The sequence below is a fragment of the Haloterrigena turkmenica DSM 5511 genome (genome assembly GCF_000025325.1).
GTDB classification, from domain to species: domain Archaea; phylum Halobacteriota; class Halobacteria; order Halobacteriales; family Natrialbaceae; genus Haloterrigena; species Haloterrigena turkmenica.
Window position 1 is genome coordinate 1271817 of record NC_013743.1, and the last position, 18760, is coordinate 1290576.

General features: G+C 62.4%; 17 protein-coding genes. 11 read left to right on the top strand and 6 right to left on the bottom strand.

The features are described 5' to 3' along the window. From HTUR_RS06010 to HTUR_RS06020, 3 genes are all read right to left on the bottom strand, one after another. The gene (locus HTUR_RS06010; protein ID WP_012942411.1) at positions 1-1269 is read right to left on the bottom strand and encodes an ABC transporter permease; all 1269 of its coding nucleotides are present in this window, start codon (positions 1267-1269) and stop codon (positions 1-3) included. Continuing rightward, positions 1259-2008, bottom strand: a complete 750-nt coding sequence (locus tag HTUR_RS06015; protein WP_012942412.1) for an ABC transporter ATP-binding protein — start codon at positions 2006-2008, stop codon at positions 1259-1261. Before HTUR_RS06015 ends, HTUR_RS06010 begins: the two co-directional genes overlap by 11 nt. Positions 2009-2722: 714 nt before the next feature. Beyond that, on the bottom strand, positions 2723-3517 hold the full coding sequence (locus HTUR_RS06020) for a hypothetical protein (protein ID WP_012942413.1): 795 nt from the start codon (positions 3515-3517) through the stop codon (positions 2723-2725). Between the two features lie 742 nt (positions 3518-4259). Here HTUR_RS06020 and HTUR_RS06025 point away from each other — a divergent pair. The 4 genes from HTUR_RS06025 (at position 4260) to HTUR_RS06040 (ending at position 7982) form a co-directional block, all read left to right on the top strand. Beyond that, on the top strand, positions 4260-4478 hold the full coding sequence (locus tag HTUR_RS06025; protein ID WP_012942414.1) for a hypothetical protein: 219 nt from the start codon (positions 4260-4262) through the stop codon (positions 4476-4478). Between the two features lie 689 nt (positions 4479-5167). Continuing rightward, on the top strand, positions 5168-5908 hold the full coding sequence (locus HTUR_RS06030; RefSeq protein ID WP_012942415.1) for a WbqC family protein: 741 nt from the start codon (positions 5168-5170) through the stop codon (positions 5906-5908). Beyond that, the gene (locus tag HTUR_RS06035) at positions 5901-6731 is read left to right on the top strand and encodes a hypothetical protein (RefSeq protein WP_012942416.1); all 831 of its coding nucleotides are present in this window, start codon (positions 5901-5903) and stop codon (positions 6729-6731) included. Before HTUR_RS06030 ends, HTUR_RS06035 begins: the two co-directional genes overlap by 8 nt. A gap of 1017 nt (positions 6732-7748) precedes the next feature. Next, the gene (locus tag HTUR_RS06040) at positions 7749-7982 is read left to right on the top strand and encodes a hypothetical protein (protein WP_012942417.1); all 234 of its coding nucleotides are present in this window, start codon (positions 7749-7751) and stop codon (positions 7980-7982) included. A gap of 271 nt (positions 7983-8253) precedes the next feature. Here the strand turns inward: HTUR_RS06040 and HTUR_RS06045 are convergent, their stop codons facing one another. Together HTUR_RS06045 and HTUR_RS06050 are read right to left on the bottom strand one after the other, a co-directional pair. After that, positions 8254-8439: a hypothetical protein gene (locus HTUR_RS06045; protein ID WP_012942418.1), complete on the bottom strand. Its 186-nt coding sequence runs from the start codon at positions 8437-8439 to the stop codon at positions 8254-8256. A gap of 166 nt (positions 8440-8605) precedes the next feature. Next, positions 8606-9526 carry an NAD-dependent epimerase/dehydratase family protein gene (locus HTUR_RS06050; RefSeq protein WP_012942419.1) on the bottom strand — a complete coding sequence of 307 codons (921 nt, stop codon included), beginning with the start codon at positions 9524-9526 and terminating at the stop codon, positions 8606-8608. Between the two features lie 563 nt (positions 9527-10089). Between HTUR_RS06050 and HTUR_RS06055 the strand changes: the two genes are divergently transcribed. The 3 genes from HTUR_RS06055 (at position 10090) to HTUR_RS06065 (ending at position 14103) form a co-directional block, all read left to right on the top strand. After that, positions 10090-11277, top strand: coding sequence for a sugar phosphate nucleotidyltransferase (locus HTUR_RS06055; RefSeq protein ID WP_049941629.1), 1188 nt, complete (start codon positions 10090-10092; stop codon positions 11275-11277). Then, positions 11277-13067 (top strand): glutamine--fructose-6-phosphate transaminase (isomerizing), encoded by a 1791-nt coding sequence (gene glmS / locus HTUR_RS06060; RefSeq protein WP_012942421.1) that lies wholly within the window; start codon positions 11277-11279, stop codon positions 13065-13067. Before HTUR_RS06055 ends, glmS begins: the two co-directional genes overlap by 1 nt. Positions 13068-13188: 121 nt before the next feature. After that, the gene (locus tag HTUR_RS06065) at positions 13189-14103 is read left to right on the top strand and encodes an NAD-dependent epimerase/dehydratase family protein (RefSeq protein ID WP_012942422.1); all 915 of its coding nucleotides are present in this window, start codon (positions 13189-13191) and stop codon (positions 14101-14103) included. A 12-nt stretch (positions 14104-14115) separates the two neighbouring features. Here the strand turns inward: HTUR_RS06065 and HTUR_RS27265 are convergent, their stop codons facing one another. Beyond that, entirely contained in the window at positions 14116-14256 is a 141-nt protein-coding gene (locus tag HTUR_RS27265) for a hypothetical protein (protein WP_012942423.1), read from the bottom strand. A gap of 163 nt (positions 14257-14419) precedes the next feature. On the opposite strand from HTUR_RS27265, the gene HTUR_RS06070 reads away from it, so the two are divergent. The 4 genes from HTUR_RS06070 to HTUR_RS06085 all read left to right on the top strand — a co-directional run bounded on the left by HTUR_RS06070 (position 14420) and on the right by HTUR_RS06085 (position 18715). Then, complete coding sequence (locus HTUR_RS06070; RefSeq protein ID WP_012942424.1) at positions 14420-15592, top strand: NAD-dependent epimerase/dehydratase family protein; 1173 nt, start codon at positions 14420-14422, stop codon at positions 15590-15592. 3 nt (positions 15593-15595) lie between these two features. Beyond that, positions 15596-16573: an NAD-dependent epimerase/dehydratase family protein gene (locus HTUR_RS06075; protein ID WP_012942425.1), complete on the top strand. Its 978-nt coding sequence runs from the start codon at positions 15596-15598 to the stop codon at positions 16571-16573. Further along, positions 16570-17538 carry an NAD-dependent epimerase/dehydratase family protein gene (locus HTUR_RS06080; RefSeq protein WP_012942426.1) on the top strand — a complete coding sequence of 323 codons (969 nt, stop codon included), beginning with the start codon at positions 16570-16572 and terminating at the stop codon, positions 17536-17538. Before HTUR_RS06075 ends, HTUR_RS06080 begins: the two co-directional genes overlap by 4 nt. Positions 17539-17692: 154 nt before the next feature. Then, on the top strand, positions 17693-18715 hold the full coding sequence (locus tag HTUR_RS06085; RefSeq protein ID WP_012942427.1) for a DUF2304 family protein: 1023 nt from the start codon (positions 17693-17695) through the stop codon (positions 18713-18715). The last annotated feature ends 45 nt before the right edge of the window (positions 18716-18760 follow it).

An 18760-nucleotide genomic window follows, 5' to 3' on the forward strand; every position in this document is an offset into this window, starting at 1 on the left:
TTACTGTCGGAGTTCGGCGACGACGTCGGTTTTCCGCGTGAGATACAGCGGATAGGGCAACGCGAACAGGCCGGCGACGACCGCGACCGCGAGCGCGTACGGAACGAACAGCGGGTCGGTCGTCGCGATCGGCGACGACGTCACCGTCGACGTCGCCACCCAGTTCGTAATCGCGACGCCCGCGTAGCCGAGCGCGATCCCGACCGCGGCACCGACGACCGTCAGCGTCAGCGTCATCACGGTGACGATGGCGAGCCGCGAGCGACCAGGAAAGCCGACCGCCGAGAGGACCGCGAGGGTCTGGCGCTCGCGTTCGACGAGCAGTCCCGTCGCGGTCGTGACGAACAACGTACAGATCCCGATCCCAACGACCAGCGTGATGGCGCTGGTCGCCAGCGCGAGGTCGTCGTCCCGCAGCGCGGCCAGTCCGGTCTCGGTATCCGACTCGACCGTCGCGTTCGGATACGTCTCCTCGATCGCGTCGCGGGCGGCGTCCGACTCCGTCCCCACGAGCACCTGATCGGCCAGATCACCGTCGGCGGCGCCGGTCAGCGTCTGGAGCTCGCTCAACCGGAGGACCACCACCGGGAGCCCGTTCGAGAGACTCGCGGTATCAGAGTCCTCGACGGCGGCCACTTCGTAGGTGCCGCCGTTGGTGGCGTTCATCCCCGCACTCGAGACCACCAGCGTCGCGTCCTCGGACGCCTCGAGCTGGTCGGCCGCCGACGTCGAGAGGACGACGTCGCCAGTCTGGGGACCGTCGTAGCTCCCGTTCGCGTAGTGGGGATCGCCCGGCTCGAGGGCCGCCGTCGGAACGCCGCCGACCGGCGGGGACGACTCGCGCGGGACGACGCCGACGGCCATGACGTTCACCGACCCGTTCCCCTCGGGCGATCGGGCGCGAACGACCTCCATGAGCACTGGTGTCGCGTAGTCGACGTCGTCCCGGTCGTCGATCGTCTCGGTTCGATCGTGGACGTCGCTGAGTCGCGGCCCCTCGACCCCGACGACCGGGGAGAAGGTGCCGCCCTCGTGGGGGACGACGCGGAGATCGGCCGCGTTGTCGTCGGCCGCCGTGTCGCCCGCGAGCGCGACGCTGATCCCGGTGACGATCACGAGCAGCGCGATCGTCAGTGCGACGAGCCCGACCGTCACGGCGGTCCGGCGCGGCGTTCGGCGGGCCTGCGTGGCGATCCGTCCGGCGGCGAAGCGAACGATCGCGAGCCAGCGGCCGAGCGCGGAGCGGTCGGTCGATCCCTCATCGGCCATCGTCGACCACCGCTCCGTCGAGCAGGGAGACCACGCGTTCCATGCGGTCGACCGCCCGCTCGTCGTGGGTCGCCAGGACGACCGTCCGTTCGGCAGCGGCGTCGACGAGATCGTCGAGGACCGCCTGTCCGGTTTCGGTGTCCAGTTCACCGGTCGGTTCGTCGGCCAGGATCACGTCGGGGTCGGTCACCAGCGCGCGGGCGATCGCGACGCGTTGCCGTTCGCCGCCGCTGAGTTCGCCGGGTCGGTGACCGGTGCGATCGCCCAGTCCGACCTGCTCGAGCCTCCGTTCGGCTTGCCGGCGTCGTTCCGTCCGACTGTAGCCTAACTGTACGAGCGGCAGCGCGACGTTCGCCGTCGCGGTCAGCGACGGGAGGAGGTGAAACTGCTGGAAGACGAGGCCGACCCGCTCGCGGCGGATGCGGGTGCGTTCGCGCTCGGAACAGGCGGTGAGGTCGTCCCCGAGGAGTTCGACCGTCCCGTCGTCGGGCTCGATCAGGCCGGCGATCACGTGCAGGACCGTCGACTTCCCGCTGCCGCTGGGTCCGATCAGCCCGACGACCTCGCCGGTCTCGATCTCGAGGGAAACGTCCTCGAGGGCCGTGACGGAACGGTCGGAGCCGGAGCCGATCCAGCCGGATCGGCCCTCGTACTCGTGCGTGATGCCGTCACAGCGGATCGTGACGGACCGGCTGGGCGATACGTGGACGTCGCTCCTCGAGGACGATTCGCTTGCCATACTCGGGTGAGTCTGCTCGTCACGTCCACCCCCTCGGCCATAGTTTGGGTCCACCTAACCCGTTGTGCGAGAACACCGTCGGCACGTCGTGCGGTTTCGCGCTCGGTTGCGTCACGTGCAACGGGAACGGCGGATCGTCACAACTGCGAATTACCTCGACGATCGGACTCGGTGACGTCACTCGGCGATTCCAATCCCGGGCGTTGACCCATAGTTTCGGAGTTTTCGGACTGAGAGTGTCTTCTGATTACGACATTCTGCCCCTCTATTATCGGCGTTTACGGATGCTCTAACAGCAGTTCCCAGAGAAATATTATAATAGGAAACTTTCATTAGTGCTTATACTAACAGTTACAGCATGGGGGAAAATCTGGAGCAGCAACTGACCGCTGTCTGTCCGGAGTGTGGTGACGAGACATCCATTAAAGAGACCGTTCCGTGGCAACCGAATATCTGCACCGCCTGCGGATCGGACATTCCGACTTCGAATACCTAATCCGACGGTTCGGACGTGTTCGCGTCCGGTAGCGGGAGTGATCTGCCGGGCCGCCTCGCAGCTGACAACGGAGCGCGTGCAGTGCCGACAGCGCGGGTACGGCACGGCGACGGTCGCGGCCGCTTCGAAACCGATCAGTTGCGGCGCGGTCGCCTCGAGGCGTCGTCACAGTGCGGTCCGTTCGACAGCGTGGCGGTCTCGAGTAGCGCGTGCCCCGGTCAGCGATCCGCCGGCGTCGGCAGGGCGACCCGACGCACGGTCGTGACGCAGGCGCCGACCAGCGTCCCGGCGACCGCGAGCGCCAGCAGGCTCGGCCAGTCGACGAGCGGCACGGGCGGGGTCGCCTCGAGGACGACCCGCGCCCACAGCGGGAGGACGAGTACGATTCCGACGACCCAGGCGACGAGCCCCAGCTGGAGCCCGAGCAGCGAGCCGACGATCGGCTGGCGTGCGTGGCGGTCCGGAACCACTATCGCGACGGCGTAACTCCCCGCGACGCCGGCGACGAGCAGCAGGGCCGCGCTGGCCAGGGTCCCGTCGGCGCCGACCAGCGCGGCCGCGGTCTCGACGCGCCCGGTCGCGGACAGCATCGCGCCGACGATCGCGGCCGCAATCAGCGCCGCGACGGGGATGCCGAGCTCGGAGACGACCCGTCGCGTGCGTCGCGCCCGCTTCGGGTCGGCTCGAGCGGCCGCCGTGAAGCCGCCGACGGCGAGGCAAAACAGGAGGATCGACGCGGCGATTCCCGCGAGGGGCCGCGCCCGGGCGGCCTGGCTGTCGAGCGCGTAGTGGAACGCGAACGGGGTCGCCCAGAGGGAGTCGTGGAACGCACGGAGTTGCGATCGGAACACCGGCGCGACGTTGTGCAGGTCCGGGCCCAGCCCCCACACGCCGCCCGCGAGGACGAGCCACAGGTCCGCCCGTCGGACGCGCTCGTCGTGCAACGCGACCGGCGTCGCGAGGACGAGCAGCAGCGACGCGCCGACGAGGAAGTGGACGATCGCGGGAGCCATGGGGACCGGCCTCGAGGTGGGGTCACTGAGAGTGCGTCGAGAGTGCCCATAACTGTCAAGCGTGCAATGGTAAGCATCGGTCGCGGTGCTATCAGGCTATGACGGCCATCAGAATCCATCATTCTGCCCAATTGATCGGTAATCCAGACGTGCCACGAGCTGTTGTAGGTTCGCGAGCACTCATCTTTTTCAAACCTCTTCCCTAGTCGACACGCCCTGTGACTCCCTGAATGGCCGATGCCAGCCAAGGCTGGCATCAAAGCCCCCTTCTGACACTCGAGAGTAGTTCGTGGCCGGACCGAACGATTGATCCCGATCAGTGGCGGCTGACTGTGACTGTCTTCTGCCGACTACTGGAACCATCATCTAACAGATAAGACTGGTGGCCAACACGGAACTGCGGCGATGACCCAGAGCGAGTGGGTTCTCGATCGGACGTTCCCCCTATGGAGCGTCCGATGGTCAATCCAAATTATATTAACTGAATGAATTTATCCCTGAAGCGATCTCTGGAGATGAAGGCGAGTCAGACTCTCCGTCTGGCTTGTCGCGACTCACGGGGCCGTCTCACAGCGGAACTCGTGGGCATCATCTTCGGTGAGCCTGGTTTAGAGCTCACCGACCAGCGTTGTGAGACTGGGGTTCCGTCTGCTGGGGTGGGCCTTGTTACTTCCTGGTGTGTGACGTGCAGACAGGTCTCAGCCGACATTTATGTATCAACCCGTTGCCGATTCTTCCGGTTATGATGTCCACGAGTAAACAGCGACTAGCGGTGCCAGACGAACTCACGTCACCACAGGCCAAACTCGTCTATTTGGCTCTCTTGGTGCAGGAGAACGCGACCGTAGATGAACTCCAGCAGATGCTGGGACTGCCGAAACTCACGCTACTGCCGCTGCTCACGGCGCTCGTTACAGACGATCTCGCCCGACGCACGGAGGATGGGTATGCCTGCCAGTAAGGCCGTCGCGACGCCGCCAGTGAGACGACTCGTAAACAACCCCATGAGCCGCCCTGAAGACACGGAGTTCGGTCGCTGCGAGGCGACAGCCACGTCGATCGGCGTCGCATCTGCGGACCGTCGGGTTCGCGGCGAAATAGCAGGATAGTATCCGACGCGTCGGAAGCGGATCAGATCGATCTGGTTTACGAGCGCGTAGTATCGGATTGAAGTGTGTTGTACGCTACAACTGTGGGTGCTGGATCGGTTCGGCCGAACTAGGCTGTCTTACGTCGGTCGACCCGTGCCTCTCTTGCTATCCGACCTTTCGATTTCCCTCAACTAGATCGCGACGGGTACGCATCAGACGTAGCGACGACCCAGTTCATACGGTAGTCACGCCCTTCGCGCGCATCACAGTGACTCGTTCGTCATGTGAATCTCATATACAGTTCAAAAACACATTAACAATAGTACAGTTGATCGTCTCCTCCGATCGTACTATCAATGAAATTGGACAGGCAACAGAACTGTGGCTGGATCGACTCGGACAGAGCCAGTGAACTTCAGGAGCGGGGGACGAGTGACGTCTCACCGGTCCTCGACGAGTCGATTCGTCCCACTCGTTCGGACGTCCGCACGATCGACCACCTTGCTACCTGTGCCGTCCCTGGTGCTCGTTCCTGTTGCGTCCCACGGAGTGATTCCCAATGAGCACGTTTGACGAAGGGACCTCCGACGGGCGGAGTTACCACACGGATGATTTCACCGTCGCCATCCATCAACCGAATTATCTGCCCTGGCTCGGCTACTTTCACAAGATCCACCGGTCTGACGTCTTCGTCTTTCTCGACACCGTCGAGTACACGTCGAACTCCTGGATCAACCGTAACAAGATCAAAACGCCCGACGGATGGACATGGCTCACCGTGCCCGTTCGCGGATCCAGCAGGTCGATCGCGGACGCCGAGATCGCCGACGACAGTTGGCGAACCAGTCACGAAAAAAGTCTCCAGCAGAATTACGGGAAAGCCGTGTATTTCGACGAAGTCAGCGAGATCTTCGAGCAGACGTACGCACAGTCGTGGGAATTATTGTGTGAATTGAATATCTTCCTCGTTCGAACCCTCGCGGATCGACTCGGGCTCGAGTGCCGATTCGTCCGCTCGTCGGACCTCGACGTCGATGCGACAAGCAGCGAGCGAATCGTCGACCTCTGTGACGAACTCGGCGCCGATCGGTACTTCTCCGGAACGGGCGCTCGCTCGTACAATGATCGGACGCAGTTCGAGGCGGCGGATATCGCCCTCGAGTATCAGTCCATCGATCACCCGCAGTACGAACAGCGGTTCGGCGACTTCGTCCCAAACTTATCGATCGTTGATGCACTCATGAATCTCGGAGCAGACGGGACGTACGACCTCCTCCACTCGATAACCGACCATGAGTAGCCTCAGCATCGATCCCCTGGATGGGTGGGCTGAAAACTTCAGCTACGACTACTACCGGAAACTGCTCCGGACGCTCCGGACGAACTACGAGGTACGTACGCTCTCGGAGTACCCCGACTGCCGTTCGAACGGGGAGCGCGCGGCGTTCATGCGACACGACATCGACGTCTGCATCGACCGGGCAGTCGAGCTGGCGAAGCTCGAACACGAGTTCGGCGTTCAGTCGACGTATATGGTCATTCCTAATACGCCGTTGTACGACGTTGCCACCGAGCGAGAGCAGCTGTGCGAGATCGCGGAGCTAGGGCACGAAATCGGTCTCCACTGTGCTGTGGACTGGGGAGCAAGCAGTGACTGGGAAGCGGAGGAGACCGGTGAGAGCGGTCTGTCTCACGCGGAACGAACGCAAATCGAAGCCGCTCGGCGTCAGCTGGAATCGATCGGTATCGGGCCTATCACGTCACTTTCGTTCCACCAACCGGTGGACCGAGTACTCGCGGGTCCATCGACGATAGCGGGAATGGTCAACGCCTATAGCGAAGACCTGATGTCGGCGTACATCTCCGACTCCGCCGGCCGGTGGCGCGAGGGAGCACCGATCGAGGGAATAACCAGGCGTGACACAACAGACGTTATGCAGGTGCTGACGCATCCGGTCTGGTGGGCAGCGGAGCACGAACCGCCGACCGAGCGGTTCCTCACTGTAATTGAAACGTTCGATGTGATGAACGAGCGGATGTACGACGAACTCGTCTCGGTCGGTCCGAACCATGACGGCTGGAACGACCAGCTCTCGGTTCGGTCGCTGGAACTCTCAGGCTAACGTCGTTGGTGCGTCCGGGCACCGTCCGTTTTGCGAAACCACTTCAGCGGCCGGTGTCGCCCTGATCGACGACCTCGAGTGACGCCATGGGTCGCCCCCTGAGAGACCGTCTGCAGCTGCGGCAACCTGTAGCGTGGGTACTCGAGCCTGCTTTCGCTTTCGTCCGTGAGCGCGAGCTCGGCTCCCAGCCGTTTCGGTGCGCTTCTTGGTCGAGTCACTGTCGGTGTCAGCACTGTCGACCTCCTCGAGAAGAGGTGTCCTTGCGACACTCGCGGTCGACAGCAGCGTCGAACGCGTCGGACTGTCTCTCGACGACGCCAGTGGCGCAGTCGATCGTCGACCCCGCCGGGTTCGCCTGCTCGGCCCGCCTTGGATACGTCAGTTCGGCGGCCACTCGAGGGGCAGTCGTTACAGCAGCGCAGTCTTTCAGGGGAATTGTTTTTATATTGTGGTGTGATACCACTACACACACTCGCGGGTGACCCGGTAGAACTGAGCTCCTGCGGTGCAACGCGTCCCCCCGCGTGCATCTGCGGTGTGCGGCGATCCCGCGAGTGTTTCCACCCCCATTTCTCGACCGCTCACCGTCCGCGCGTCGACCACGTCGTCGGTTTCCGTCGACTCGAGCGTTCGGTTCGGACGGCCACCGATGCGCCGACGGCCATGTGACTCAGCCCCACCCAATTATCTTGGAATAACGACTATCAGCAAACATGATATATCACCGGACGGCGAGGCACGAGCGGTTCCCCCTCGCTCCCGAAACCGCGGTGTGGGCCGTCTCGCGGTGGTGTGTCGATTGCGGTGCAGCCCACAGTCGCCGGTTCGTTCGCAGCGCTATCAGTGTGTCGGACTCCCGCCACTTGCTTCCGTCGCCCGTGACTGGCCGCGAGCGTCCAGTTCCGTGACGCGACCGTATCCGACTCGAGCGTTCCGATCGGTGCCACCCGCTTCGCGGCGGTGCCGACCGCACGCGCGGGCACAAGCCATTGTGGCGTGGCGGTGGAACCCACCGGTATGGTCGACGAGCGATCCGCACGCGATAGTGACCCGGAACGGTACGAGTACGACGACCGCGACCGACTGGCGCCGCCGGGCTCGCCGGGCGGGGCGGCAGCGGCGGCGTCGATCCTCTGGGGACTCGCCGCCTACGTCACAACGGATTCGGTACTCGTGGCCGTGCTCGTGGCCCTCGCCGCGCTCACGACGCTCGAGGCGATCGCCGGGTTCACGAGCGAATGGCTCGAGTGATTCTCCGGGTCGTCGACTCGGGAAACGGTCTCGTCTCGCGGGGGTAACACCCAGTGACGTTTCGATCGCGGTCGGAGTGCTCACGCGAGTCGAGCCTGTCGTTCAGTCCGGCAGAACGGCCGACCGGTGCCATCGGTCCAGCGAGGGACGCGAGTCCGCGTGGCGCGTCGCAGTCGAGGGGAGTGCGCTCGGTGTCGGTCGGCAGGCCCGCGGTTCGACTCCCCGCTCGCGAGCGGCGGGGCGTTGTGTCGGTGGGACGGGGCCGGCGGCGCTACGCGTCCGACTCGGACGGCCCGACCGTGGGAATCTCGACGACCGTCTCTTCGGTCGCCTTTATCTTCTTGCCCGTCGGCGAGTAGTGGTCTCGCACGTACTCGATGCCGAAGGGGTGTTCCAGGAGCCCCCAGTACGTCATCGTCCGTTCGATCCGGCCCAGCACCCGTTTGCGAACGCTCATGGCCCTACGAGGTGACGGGAAGGACTTAGCGGTTCGCAGCGTTTCGGGCCGCGTATCGAACGGTGAGTCGTGGATCGCCTCCGGTCGTACAGCGGGGTTCAACGGGGGATCGTGCTATCGGTGCCGGTCGGCGGCGTGGGCCGGTATCGCGCCGTCCGGAGCAGTGCTACTCGGTATAGGGTTCGCAGACCTGTTCGACGCCCTCCTCGAGGTCGATCTGGGGTTCCCAGCCGGTCTCCTCGCGCATCTTGCTCGAGTCGGCGCAAGTGTCGTGGACGTACACTGAGTCGGGGATGGGGTTTGCGACGTACTCGGGGTCGATATCGGTGCCGAGTTCGTCGTTGAGCATGTCGACGAGTTCGTTGAAGCTGTAGGCGTCGCCCGTCCCGAGGTTGTAGACGCCGGTGAGTTCGTGGTCGGCCGCGAGCTCGAGGCCGCGGACGATGTCGTCGACGTGGGTGAAGTCCCGGGTCTGGGTGCCGTCGCCGTAGAGGGCCGGCGGGTTGTCGTTCGCGAGGTCGTCGGCGAACTGGGCGATCACGTTGGCGTACTCGCCCTTGTGTTCCTCGGCGCCGCCGTAGCCCTGGTAGACCGAGAAGAAGCGCATCCCGGCGACGTCCATGTCGTAGTGGTTCGCGAAGTACTCGCCGTAGCGCTCGCGGGCGAGCTTGGACGCCTCGTAGCCAGTGTTGACCGCGACGGGCATGTCCTCCGGGGAGGGTTCGGTCTGGCTGCCGTAGATCGAGGAGGTCGAGGCGTAGACGACGGTGTCACAGCCGTCCTGGCGGGCCTGGTCGACGACGTTGACGAAGCCCTCGACGTTCACGCGGGCGCCCGTCGTGGGATCCTCCTCGTGCATCGCGTAGGAGGACAGCGCTGCGAGGTGGAAGACGACGTCGACGTCCGTCGGCAGGTCGTCCTCGAGGACGCTCCGGTTGCGGTAGTCGACGGCGTCCTCGAGGTTCTCGGGCGTCCCGAGGTACTCGTCGTCGATCGCGATGACGTCGTTGTCTTCGGCGAGGTGGTTCGCTAAGTTAGAGCCGATAAAGCCTGCTCCGCCTGTTATCAGGACGCGCTGGTCTCGCATGGTACCTTCTCCACGGCCGTGCATTGAGAACGCTACGGTATTCAAACGGAGATTTCAACTCGTCGATGGCGAGCCAGTGCTCGACCGTTGCCAGATCTGTACAACCGGCGTATCGCACGGATCACATACGGCGTCGGAGTTCCCATCAACCGTCCTGAAACGAGTTTTCCTCATCGCAAAATCAGCGGGAAAGTGCCTCCAAATGCTTCAATAAATAGATACAAAGTGATGGCGCCTTCTCCTTGGCGCATGCTGTCCGATATATGGCAAAATAAGCTGATAAGCTCTTAGGGAGATATTCAGCCGATACAGATACCAAGGATTGTTTTATGAACACACAGTTCTCAAACGTAGGTGCGAATATCCGAAAAGAGATACTAGGTTCTTCACTAGTGACAGGCCAGTCACCTCAATAATAACGGATTCGTGATGCTACAATCATATCAAATATCCTCTATACTGTTCCCGTATATATAATTCTACTGTAGACCATAGCCTGATTATAAATATTGTACTTTCCTAAACCAATACTAATAAGAGGGTCGTTGTCTCCCACTAGTCACATGGATTCTATGTCCGCAGTGGTCCTCGCCGGAGGCGAGGGCTCGCGGCTGCGGCCGCTGACAAAACATCGGCCCAAGCCCCTCCTTCCGGCGGCGACGACACCGATTCTCGAGCACGTCTTCGACCAGTTGCTCGAGGCGGGCGTGACGGAGATCACTGTCGTCGTCGGCTACAGGCGTAATCGCGTCCAGGCGCATTTCGGCTCGACGTATCGGAACGTTCCACTCACGTACGTGACACAGGACCAGCAACTCGGGAGCGGCCACGCGCTGCTGACCGCCGAGTCGACGGTCGACGGGACGACCATCGTCGTCAACGGCGACCAGATCGTCGAGAGCACAGTCATTAGCGACGTGCTCGAGGCCCACGATGACAACTCGGCGGTAGCCACACTCGGTCTGCTCAACCGAGTCGATGTCAGCTCGTACGGCGGCGTCATCCTCGATGACGGTGAGGTGACCGAGATCGTCGAAAATCCACAGGACGAGCGTACGTACCGGTTCAATGCTGGGGTGTACGCGTTCGAACCGGCGATTTTCGATGCGGTTCGTGCCGCCGAACCGCGTGCGGGTGAACAGTCGCTAATCGACGCTATCAACGAGTTGCTAGCGTCCGATGAGGCAGTCCGAGGAACCGTCTCCGAGGGACTGTGGGTCGACGCGACGTACCCGTGGGACCTGCTGGATGTTTCGTTCGAACTCTTCGAAGCCGGACTGATCAACGGCAGTCGGACGGAGAACGTCGCGGAATCGGCGACAGTCCACGAATCGGCCGTCGTACGGGAACCGGTCGTGGTCGCTCCAGATTGCGAGATCGGTGCCGGCGCCGTCGTCGGACCGTACGCGTGTCTGGGCGAGAACGCGACAGTAAGATCGAACGCGGTCGTCGAACGGAGCGTCATCGACGCGGACACGCGCGTCGGTGCGTCGGCCACCGTGGTCGACTGCGTCACCGGTGTCGGCGCCTCGATCGGTAACGGGACGACGATCCCCGGCGGTCCTGGCGACGTTAGAGTCGGCGACCGGATCTTCGAGGACGAGTCCCTCGGCGCGCTGCTCGGCGATCGAGTCGACGATCAGGGCGGCTGTACGTACGTGCCGGGCGCCGTCGTGGGTCCGGAGGTAACTGTGGAGGCAGGCGCAACGGTTCGCGGAACGCTTTCGGAGGGTACGGAGGTGCGATCGTAATGTGTGGCATTATCGGATACACGGGCAACGGCGGCGACGTACTGGACGTACTGATGAACGGGCTCTCGGGACTGGAGTATCGCGGCTACGACTCCGCCGGCGTGGCGGTGACGGATTCGTCGCTGGCGATCCACAAGCGCGAGGGCGAGGTCTCAGCTCTCGAGTCGGCGGTGTCCGACAGCACCATCGAGGGGCTGGCCGGGATCGGTCACACCCGCTGGAGCACTCACGGGCCGCCCTCCGACGCGAACGCCCACCCACACACGGACTGCGGCTCGCGGGTGGCGGTCGTCCACAACGGGATCATCGAGAACTACCAGGAACTCCGGCGAGAGCTCGAGGCCGACGGCCACGAGTTCACCAGCGAGACCGACACCGAGGTGGTCCCGCACCTGATCGCAAGTGCGCTCGAGACCGGTGCGGACCGCGAGGAAGCGTTCCGCGCGGCGGTTCGGCGGATCGAGGGAAGCTACGCCGTCGCCGCCGTGTTCGACGGCAGCGAGACGGTGTACGCGGCGCGCCACGAGTCGCCACTCGTGCTCGGAATCGGCGACGACGGCCACTACCTGGCCAGCGACGTCCCCGCGTTCATCGAGTACACCGATCGCGTGGTCTACCTCGAGGACGGCCAGTTCGCCCGCGTCAACCCGTCGGGGATCGTGGTGACCGACGAGCAGGGCGCGGTCGTGGAGACGGCCGTCGAACGGGTCGAGTGGGATCCCGAAGACGCCGGGAAGTCGGGCTACGATCACTACATGCTCAAGGAGATCCACGAACAGCCGAAGGCGATCCGACAGTGTCTTCGCGAGCGGGTCACCGAACTCGATAGTACGGTGGTCGTCGAGGAGTTGGCCGACCTCGAACTCTCGGAGCCGGTGCAGTTCGTCGCCTGCGGTACGTCGTATCACGCTGCCATGTTCGGTGCAGAACTATTGCGCGAGCGGGGAATCCCAGCTCAGACGTTTCTGGCCAGCGAATTCGGAACCGACCGGGTGCCGATCGACGAGTCGTCGCTCGTCGTCGGCGTGACACAGAGCGGCGAGACCGCCGATACGATGCGGGCACTGCGGGAAGCGAACAGCGTCGGCGCGACGACCCTCGCACTGACCAACACCGTCGGGAGTTCTGCCGCGCGCGAATGCGATCACGTCATGTATATCCGCGCCGGCCCGGAGATCGGCGTCGCCGCGACGAAGACCTTCGCGAGCCAGCAGGTCGCGCTGGCGATGCTGTCCAGCGTCCTCTCGGCGGAAAGTTCCCCGGCGTTCGTCGAACGATTGCGGGCCCTCCCCGATCAGATCCAGCAAGTGCTGGACGAGTCGGACGCCCGCGCGGTGGCCGAGACCTACGAGGACTCGGACGCGTACTTCTTCATCGGTCGCGGGTTCAACGAATCCGTCGCGCTTGAGGGCGCGCTGAAGATGAAAGAGATCACGTACAAACACGCCGAAGGGTTCGCTGCCGGCGAGTTGAAACACGGTCCGCTAGCACTAGTGACCGATCGAACACCGGTCTTTGCACTAGTTACTAGTGAGCGGGACGCAGCGAAGACGCTCGGGAACGTCCAGGAGGTCAAGGCGCGAGACGCACCCGTGATCGCGGTGACTGACGTACCTGAGAAAGTGAGTGAGTACGCAGATCACGTGCTCGAGGTCCCCTCGGCGGGGCCGCGATTCACGCCCGTTCTCGCGAATATCCAACTACAGTTGGTCTCCTACTGGGTCGCGAACCGACTCGGCCGGTCGATCGACAAGCCGCGAAACCTGGCTAAGAGCGTCACCGTCGAGTAGGTTCGGCGACGAGCCTTCCGGTCCGGCCGAGGAGTCTGACAATCAGCGTGCCGGAACATTCTTCCAAAGTGTATAGGCCAAGACAGCAACAATCAGTAGCCTGTACGCTGAAGTAGTCACCATGCCCACTCTCCGCGGCAAAACGGTGCTCGTGACGGGAGCGGCGGGGTTCGTCGGGAACCATCTCGTCGATACACTGGTCGACCACAATACGGTACTCGCGCTCGATCACTTTCAGACGAATTCCCGAGACCGGCTCGCCGACGATGCCACGATCATCGAGGCGGATATTCGAAACGAAACGGCGCTTCGTCGCGCAATGGAAGACGTCGACATCATCTTCCATCAGGCCGCGGCGAGAGGCGCGTCAGCGTCGATCGAGGATCCGGTCGGGACACAGGCGGTGAACGTCGACGCCACGCTCACGCTCCTCGAAGCCGCTCGCGAGGTCGACGCTCGGGTGATCGTCGCCTCGAGTGCCGCAGTGTACGGAGAACCCGCGGATCTCCCCGTTCACGAAACCGATCCGAAACAGCCCACATCTCCGTACGGCGTCCAGAAATTAACGGTCGACCAGTACGCGCGGCTCTGGAACGACCTCCACGACCTCGAGACCGTCGTGCTCCGCTACTTCAACATCTACGGACAACGCGCGTCGGATACGGCGTTCCGCGGCATCGTCGGGACGTTTATCGAACAGGCTCGCGAGGGGCAGTTGACGATTCTCGGCGACGGATCCCAGACGCGCGACCTCGTCCACGTGTCCGACGTCGTACAGGCGAACCTCCGCGCAGCCACGACGCAGCACACCGGCGACGCCTACAACGTCGGCAGCGGTGCTCGTACGAATATCGGCGACCTCGCTCGCCACGTTCGAGAGCATGTGAATCCCGACGCCGAACTCACATACGCGTCGGAACGACAGTGGGATATCCAAGACAGTCAGGCCGATCTCACTCGCGCGCGAACCCGTCTGAATTACGAACCGACGGTTGACCTCGAACGGTGCCTGCAGAACCGCGAATTGAGGGCCTAATAGTCCCGCCGATCAGTCGTCGTCGCGGGCTTCACTGATTTTCTCCCAGATTTCGACGCATCCCGCGCCATCCGGGACCTCATCGAGATGGTCCGTATCGGTGTCAGCTTCTGCTTCCTGATCGTCCGTCGCTGTGACCGCTGAATCAGTCATATGCTCTCAATCATTTCTTTGCCTATGCTTAAACGTTATCCTCAATGAAAATTTATCGGTAGAGTTGACATGTTAGCCGAATCTGTATGGGTCAAAACAGTATCGATTTAGGACGAATAACAATCTTTTTGATCTCACTGGGATTGTGTTTGTATCGTTAGATATGACGATTCTGATCACCGGAGGAGACGGCTATCTTGGCTGGCCCACGACGTTACGAATTGCAACGCAAACGGATGACCGCGTCATTGCGGTCGATAATCTCGCTCGACGGGAGTGGGTCGAATCGGTCGGCTCGACGAGCGCGCTCCCGATCGGCTCGATCGACGAGCGACTCGACGCCGCACGAGAGGTACACGGCGTTCAGAACCTCTCGTTTGTCGAGGGCGATCTCGTGGAACGAGAGTTCGTCGATGAACTCCTCTCCGTCCACGAACCCGATACGATCGTCCACACGGCGGCCCAACCCTCTGCCCCGTATTCGCAGATCAACGGCGAGCGCGCCAATTTCACCCAGCACAATAATCTCCAGGCGACTCGGAACCTGCTGTGGGGCCTCGAGGAACACGACCTCACGGACACGCACTTCATCGAAACGACGACCACCGGCGTCTACGGCGCACCCGAGTTCCCCATTCCCGAGGGCGGTGCGACGATGGAGAATCAGGGCGAGCGCGACGAGGTCCCCTTCCCCGCGATGGCGGGCTCCTGGTATCACCTGACGAAGAGCCACGACGCGGCGAACATGCGACTGGCCCACAAACAGTTCGGGATCCCGATCTCCGACGTCCGTACTGCGATCACCTACGGGACGGAGACCGAAGAGACGAACGCCGATCCCCGACTGTCGACTCGATTCGACTTCGACTACTACTTCGGCGTCGTTGCACACCGGTTCTGTGCGCAAGCAGTCGCCGGGTATCCGATGACCGTCTACGGGAAAGGCGAGCAGCGAAAGCCGTTCGTCGCGCTCGAGGACGCCGTCGAGGGACTAGCGCAACTGGCGCTTGCCGACCCCGACGACCGGCCGTCGGACCTCACGGTGTACAATCAGGTCACCCGCGAGATCAGCATCGTCGAAATCGCCGAGACCATCGCCGACGTGGCCAACGAGTTCGAACTGGGCGTCGAAGTCGAGCACTTCGAAAATCCCCGTGACGAAGACGAGACGCACAAGATGGTGATGGAGAACGACCGATACGACCATCTTATCGGCGGCCAGTCGACGACCTTCGAAGAGGGAATGCGGTCGCTCCTCGGCACGCTCGTCGAGTACGAGGACGTCATCACCGCCCACGAAGACCGGTTCCTGCCCGGCGTCCTCACGGAGGACTGACGCATGCGCGTGCTGGTCACCGGCGGCTGTGGCTATATCGGGAGCGTGCTCGTGCCGCAACTACTCGAGGACGAGGCCGTCTCCGAGGTCGTCGTCCTCGACTCGCTCGTGTCTGGCTCCCCGCGGACGCTGATGGGGTCGGTCGGCGACGATCTCGAGTTCGTTCGCGGTGACATCCGCAACTACGGTGACGTGGAGACCGCGATGCGCGACGTCGACCGCGTGATCCACCTCGCGGCGATCACGGGTGCCTCGAGTACTCACGATCGCCGCGACGAGACGTTCGCGGTCAACTACGACGGCACAGAGAACGTCGTGACCGCCGCCGGCAAGTTCGACGTCGACTCCGTCGTGTTCGCCTCGTCGTGTAACAACTACGGTCGGGCCGCGAGCCGGAACATCGACGAGACGACGACGCCCGAACCGCTCAATCCCTACGCCGAATCGAAAGTGCAGGCGGAGGAGTTGGTTAACGACGCGGCGGCAGAGCACGGGTTCGATGCGACATCCCTGCGCATGAGTACGAACTACGGCTACTCGCCGGGGGTCCGTTTCAACCTCGTCGTCAATCACTTCGTCTTCCGCGGCTTGACCGACCGTCCGCTGACGGTCTACGGCGACGGGAACAACTGGCGACCGTTCATTCACGTTCAGGACGCCGCCCGTGCGTACAAGCACGCGGCGCTCCACCCCGATCAGTGGGCGCACGACGTCTACAACGTCGGGAGCACCGATCAGAACTACCAGATTTCGGATATCGCGGAACTCGTCAATCGAGAGCTCGACTCCGAACTCGAGATCACGTATCTCGAGGACGAGCAACCGGGGCCGTCCTACCACGTTAACTTCGATCGGCTGTCCGAGACCGGGTTCGAGCCGGAGTGGACGCTGCGAGACGGCGTCTGCGATCTGATCGCGCAGTTCGAGGGCTCCGGAACCGAACTTCAATCGGCCGCGATCACGCAACCGATCAACCCATGACATCGACCGACACAGCCACGATCGCAGTAACTGGTGGCGCCGGCTTCATCGGCAGTCGCGTCATCGACCGATTACAGGCGGAGCATCCGGAGTGGGACGTCGTCGCGCTCGACAACCAGTATCGCGGCCAGGTGTCGTCGGTCGGCGACGTGGACATCCAGCACGTCGATATCCGGGACCGACGAGCGCTCGAGGAAACGCTCGAGGGCGCTGACGTCGTGTTGCACCTCGCGGCGCTGAGCGGCGTCGACGACTGCGACTCCAACCGCGACCTCGCCTACGAGGTCAACGTTCAGGGGACGAACAACGTTGCCTGGTTCTGCCGGCAGACGGGCGCGGGGCTGGTCTTCCCGTTCAGTATGGCCTCGATCGGCGATCCGCAGTCGTTCCCGATCACCGTCGACCACCCGCGCGATCCCATGAACTGGTACGGACGAACGAAGGTGCTCGGCGAACGCGCCGTCGAGACGCTCGCCGAAGGCGCGTTCCCCGCCCACATGTATATGAAGTCGAATCTCTACGGGGAACACGAGGTCGACGGCACGACGGTCTCGAAGCCCACCGTGATCAACTTCTTCGTGAACCGGGCGCTCTCCGAGGAGACGCTGACCGTGTACGAACCCGGGACGCAGTCGCGGAACTTCGTGCACGTGAAGGACGTCGCTCGAGCGTACGTTCGGAGCACGGAACGGCTGCTGACGCAGCTGGAGCAGGGAGAGACGGGCGTGGAGAAATACGAGATCGCCAGCGACGAAGATCTGTCGGTAATGGCGACGGCAGAGGTCGTACAGCAGACCGCTGTCGAGAAACACGGGTTCGAACCGGACGTCAAACTCGTCGAGAACCCCCGCGGGAACGAAACGCTCGTCGAGAACTTCGCGGTCGATTTCACTACGGCGACGCAGCGGTTAGGGTGGGAACCGACTCACTCCGTCGCGGAATCAGTCTCGAGGCTACTAGAATAGCTAGTAGCAGAGCTGATTTAAGTTATACCGGTAGTATTATGACTGCATTTTTATAGAATAACTAGTGGTATGGAAAGCCAGAATCGGAGATGTTTATCTGCCTCTAGGAGACTAGATTTAATCCCGAGAATGATAACACTCGAGGTGAACTGAGATGGTTGAAGCATTAGATCTCGCTCTCGGAGGTGTCGCAGTCGGTATTCTCGCGTGGGGGTTCGAACGGTATCGAACCCGCTTCGTCAAATCCGACCTGATAATCGCAGGCGCGCTCGCAGTAGGTCTTCTCATCTTCGTGGTACTTCCGGGCGTATACGATTCTATCGGCGCCGCACTCAATATCGATGGACGATTCGTGTTGCTCTCGATGCTCGCACAGTTCGTCCTCCTCGCGATCATCCTCCATCTCCTCTCGATGGTTCGAGAGACGAACGCGCGGTTTTCCGATCTCGTGAGAAATATCTCCGCCGATCAGGCGCCGCAAATGGACGGCGGCGAGCGGACGATTTTCGTCGTGATCCCGGCCTATAACGAGGGAAAGACGATTACGTCCGTCGTGAAATCGCTTCCGGACACCATCCGCGGCTATACCCTTCAGCCGGTGGTCGTCTCCGACGGCTCCGTTGACGACACCGCCGAGAACGCCAGGTACAACGGGACCGTCGTCGTCGAACATCTCGTCAACCAAGGGCAGGGCGGCGCGTTGAAAACGGGCTTCCAGATCGCGCTCGAACAGGAGGCCGACATCGTCGTTACGATGGACGGCGACGGCCAGCATCCGGCCGAGGAGCTCGAACGATTGGTCTCTCCCGTAATCGACGACGAAGCCGACTACGTGATGGGCTCGCGGTACAAGGGTGAAAACAAGACCGGCAACGGAGTCGTTCGTGAAAGTGGAATTAGGTCATTCACGTGGCTGATCAACGCCCTGACGAAGTCCGAGATCACGGACTGCACGAACGGGTTCCGAGCGATTCGTGCATCTGGACTTGAGGATATGAAGTTAACTGAAGAACGGTTTAGTGCCCCTGAGTTGATTATTGAGGCGCGCAAGAATGGGCTCCGGATTCAGGAAATCCCGATCACGATCGAAGAGCGACAGGCCGGTGAGACAAAGAAACCGCAGTTGATGTACGCTATTGGACTGACCCGAGCGATCCTCGCGACCTGGATTAGGTAACGTTGACAATTCTTGCCCAACCGTCTGCGAAACACAATCATTTTG

Excerpts from the sequence above, each read along its gene's own strand:
- HTUR_RS06010 (WP_012942411.1), bottom strand. The coding sequence starts at position 1,269 with ATGGCCGATGAGGGATCGACCGACCGCTCCGCGCTCGGCCGCTGGCTC.
- HTUR_RS06015 (WP_012942412.1), bottom strand. The coding sequence starts at position 2,008 with ATGGCAAGCGAATCGTCCTCGAGGAGCGACGTCCACGTATCGCCCAGC.
- HTUR_RS06020 (WP_012942413.1), bottom strand. The coding sequence starts at position 3,517 with ATGGCTCCCGCGATCGTCCACTTCCTCGTCGGCGCGTCGCTGCTGCTC.
- HTUR_RS06025 (WP_012942414.1), top strand. The coding sequence starts at position 4,260 with ATGATGTCCACGAGTAAACAGCGACTAGCGGTGCCAGACGAACTCACG.
- HTUR_RS06030 (WP_012942415.1), top strand. The coding sequence starts at position 5,168 with ATGAGCACGTTTGACGAAGGGACCTCCGACGGGCGGAGTTACCACACG.
- HTUR_RS06035 (WP_012942416.1), top strand. The coding sequence starts at position 5,901 with ATGAGTAGCCTCAGCATCGATCCCCTGGATGGGTGGGCTGAAAACTTC.
- HTUR_RS06040 (WP_012942417.1), top strand. The coding sequence starts at position 7,749 with ATGGTCGACGAGCGATCCGCACGCGATAGTGACCCGGAACGGTACGAG.
- HTUR_RS06045 (WP_012942418.1), bottom strand. The coding sequence starts at position 8,439 with ATGAGCGTTCGCAAACGGGTGCTGGGCCGGATCGAACGGACGATGACG.
- HTUR_RS06050 (WP_012942419.1), bottom strand. The coding sequence starts at position 9,526 with ATGCGAGACCAGCGCGTCCTGATAACAGGCGGAGCAGGCTTTATCGGC.
- HTUR_RS06055 (WP_049941629.1), top strand. The coding sequence starts at position 10,090 with ATGGATTCTATGTCCGCAGTGGTCCTCGCCGGAGGCGAGGGCTCGCGG.
- glmS (WP_012942421.1), top strand. The coding sequence starts at position 11,277 with ATGTGTGGCATTATCGGATACACGGGCAACGGCGGCGACGTACTGGAC.
- HTUR_RS06065 (WP_012942422.1), top strand. The coding sequence starts at position 13,189 with ATGCCCACTCTCCGCGGCAAAACGGTGCTCGTGACGGGAGCGGCGGGG.
- HTUR_RS27265 (WP_012942423.1), bottom strand. The coding sequence starts at position 14,256 with ATGACTGATTCAGCGGTCACAGCGACGGACGATCAGGAAGCAGAAGCT.
- HTUR_RS06070 (WP_012942424.1), top strand. The coding sequence starts at position 14,420 with ATGACGATTCTGATCACCGGAGGAGACGGCTATCTTGGCTGGCCCACG.
- HTUR_RS06075 (WP_012942425.1), top strand. The coding sequence starts at position 15,596 with ATGCGCGTGCTGGTCACCGGCGGCTGTGGCTATATCGGGAGCGTGCTC.
- HTUR_RS06080 (WP_012942426.1), top strand. The coding sequence starts at position 16,570 with ATGACATCGACCGACACAGCCACGATCGCAGTAACTGGTGGCGCCGGC.
- HTUR_RS06085 (WP_012942427.1), top strand. The coding sequence starts at position 17,693 with ATGGTTGAAGCATTAGATCTCGCTCTCGGAGGTGTCGCAGTCGGTATT.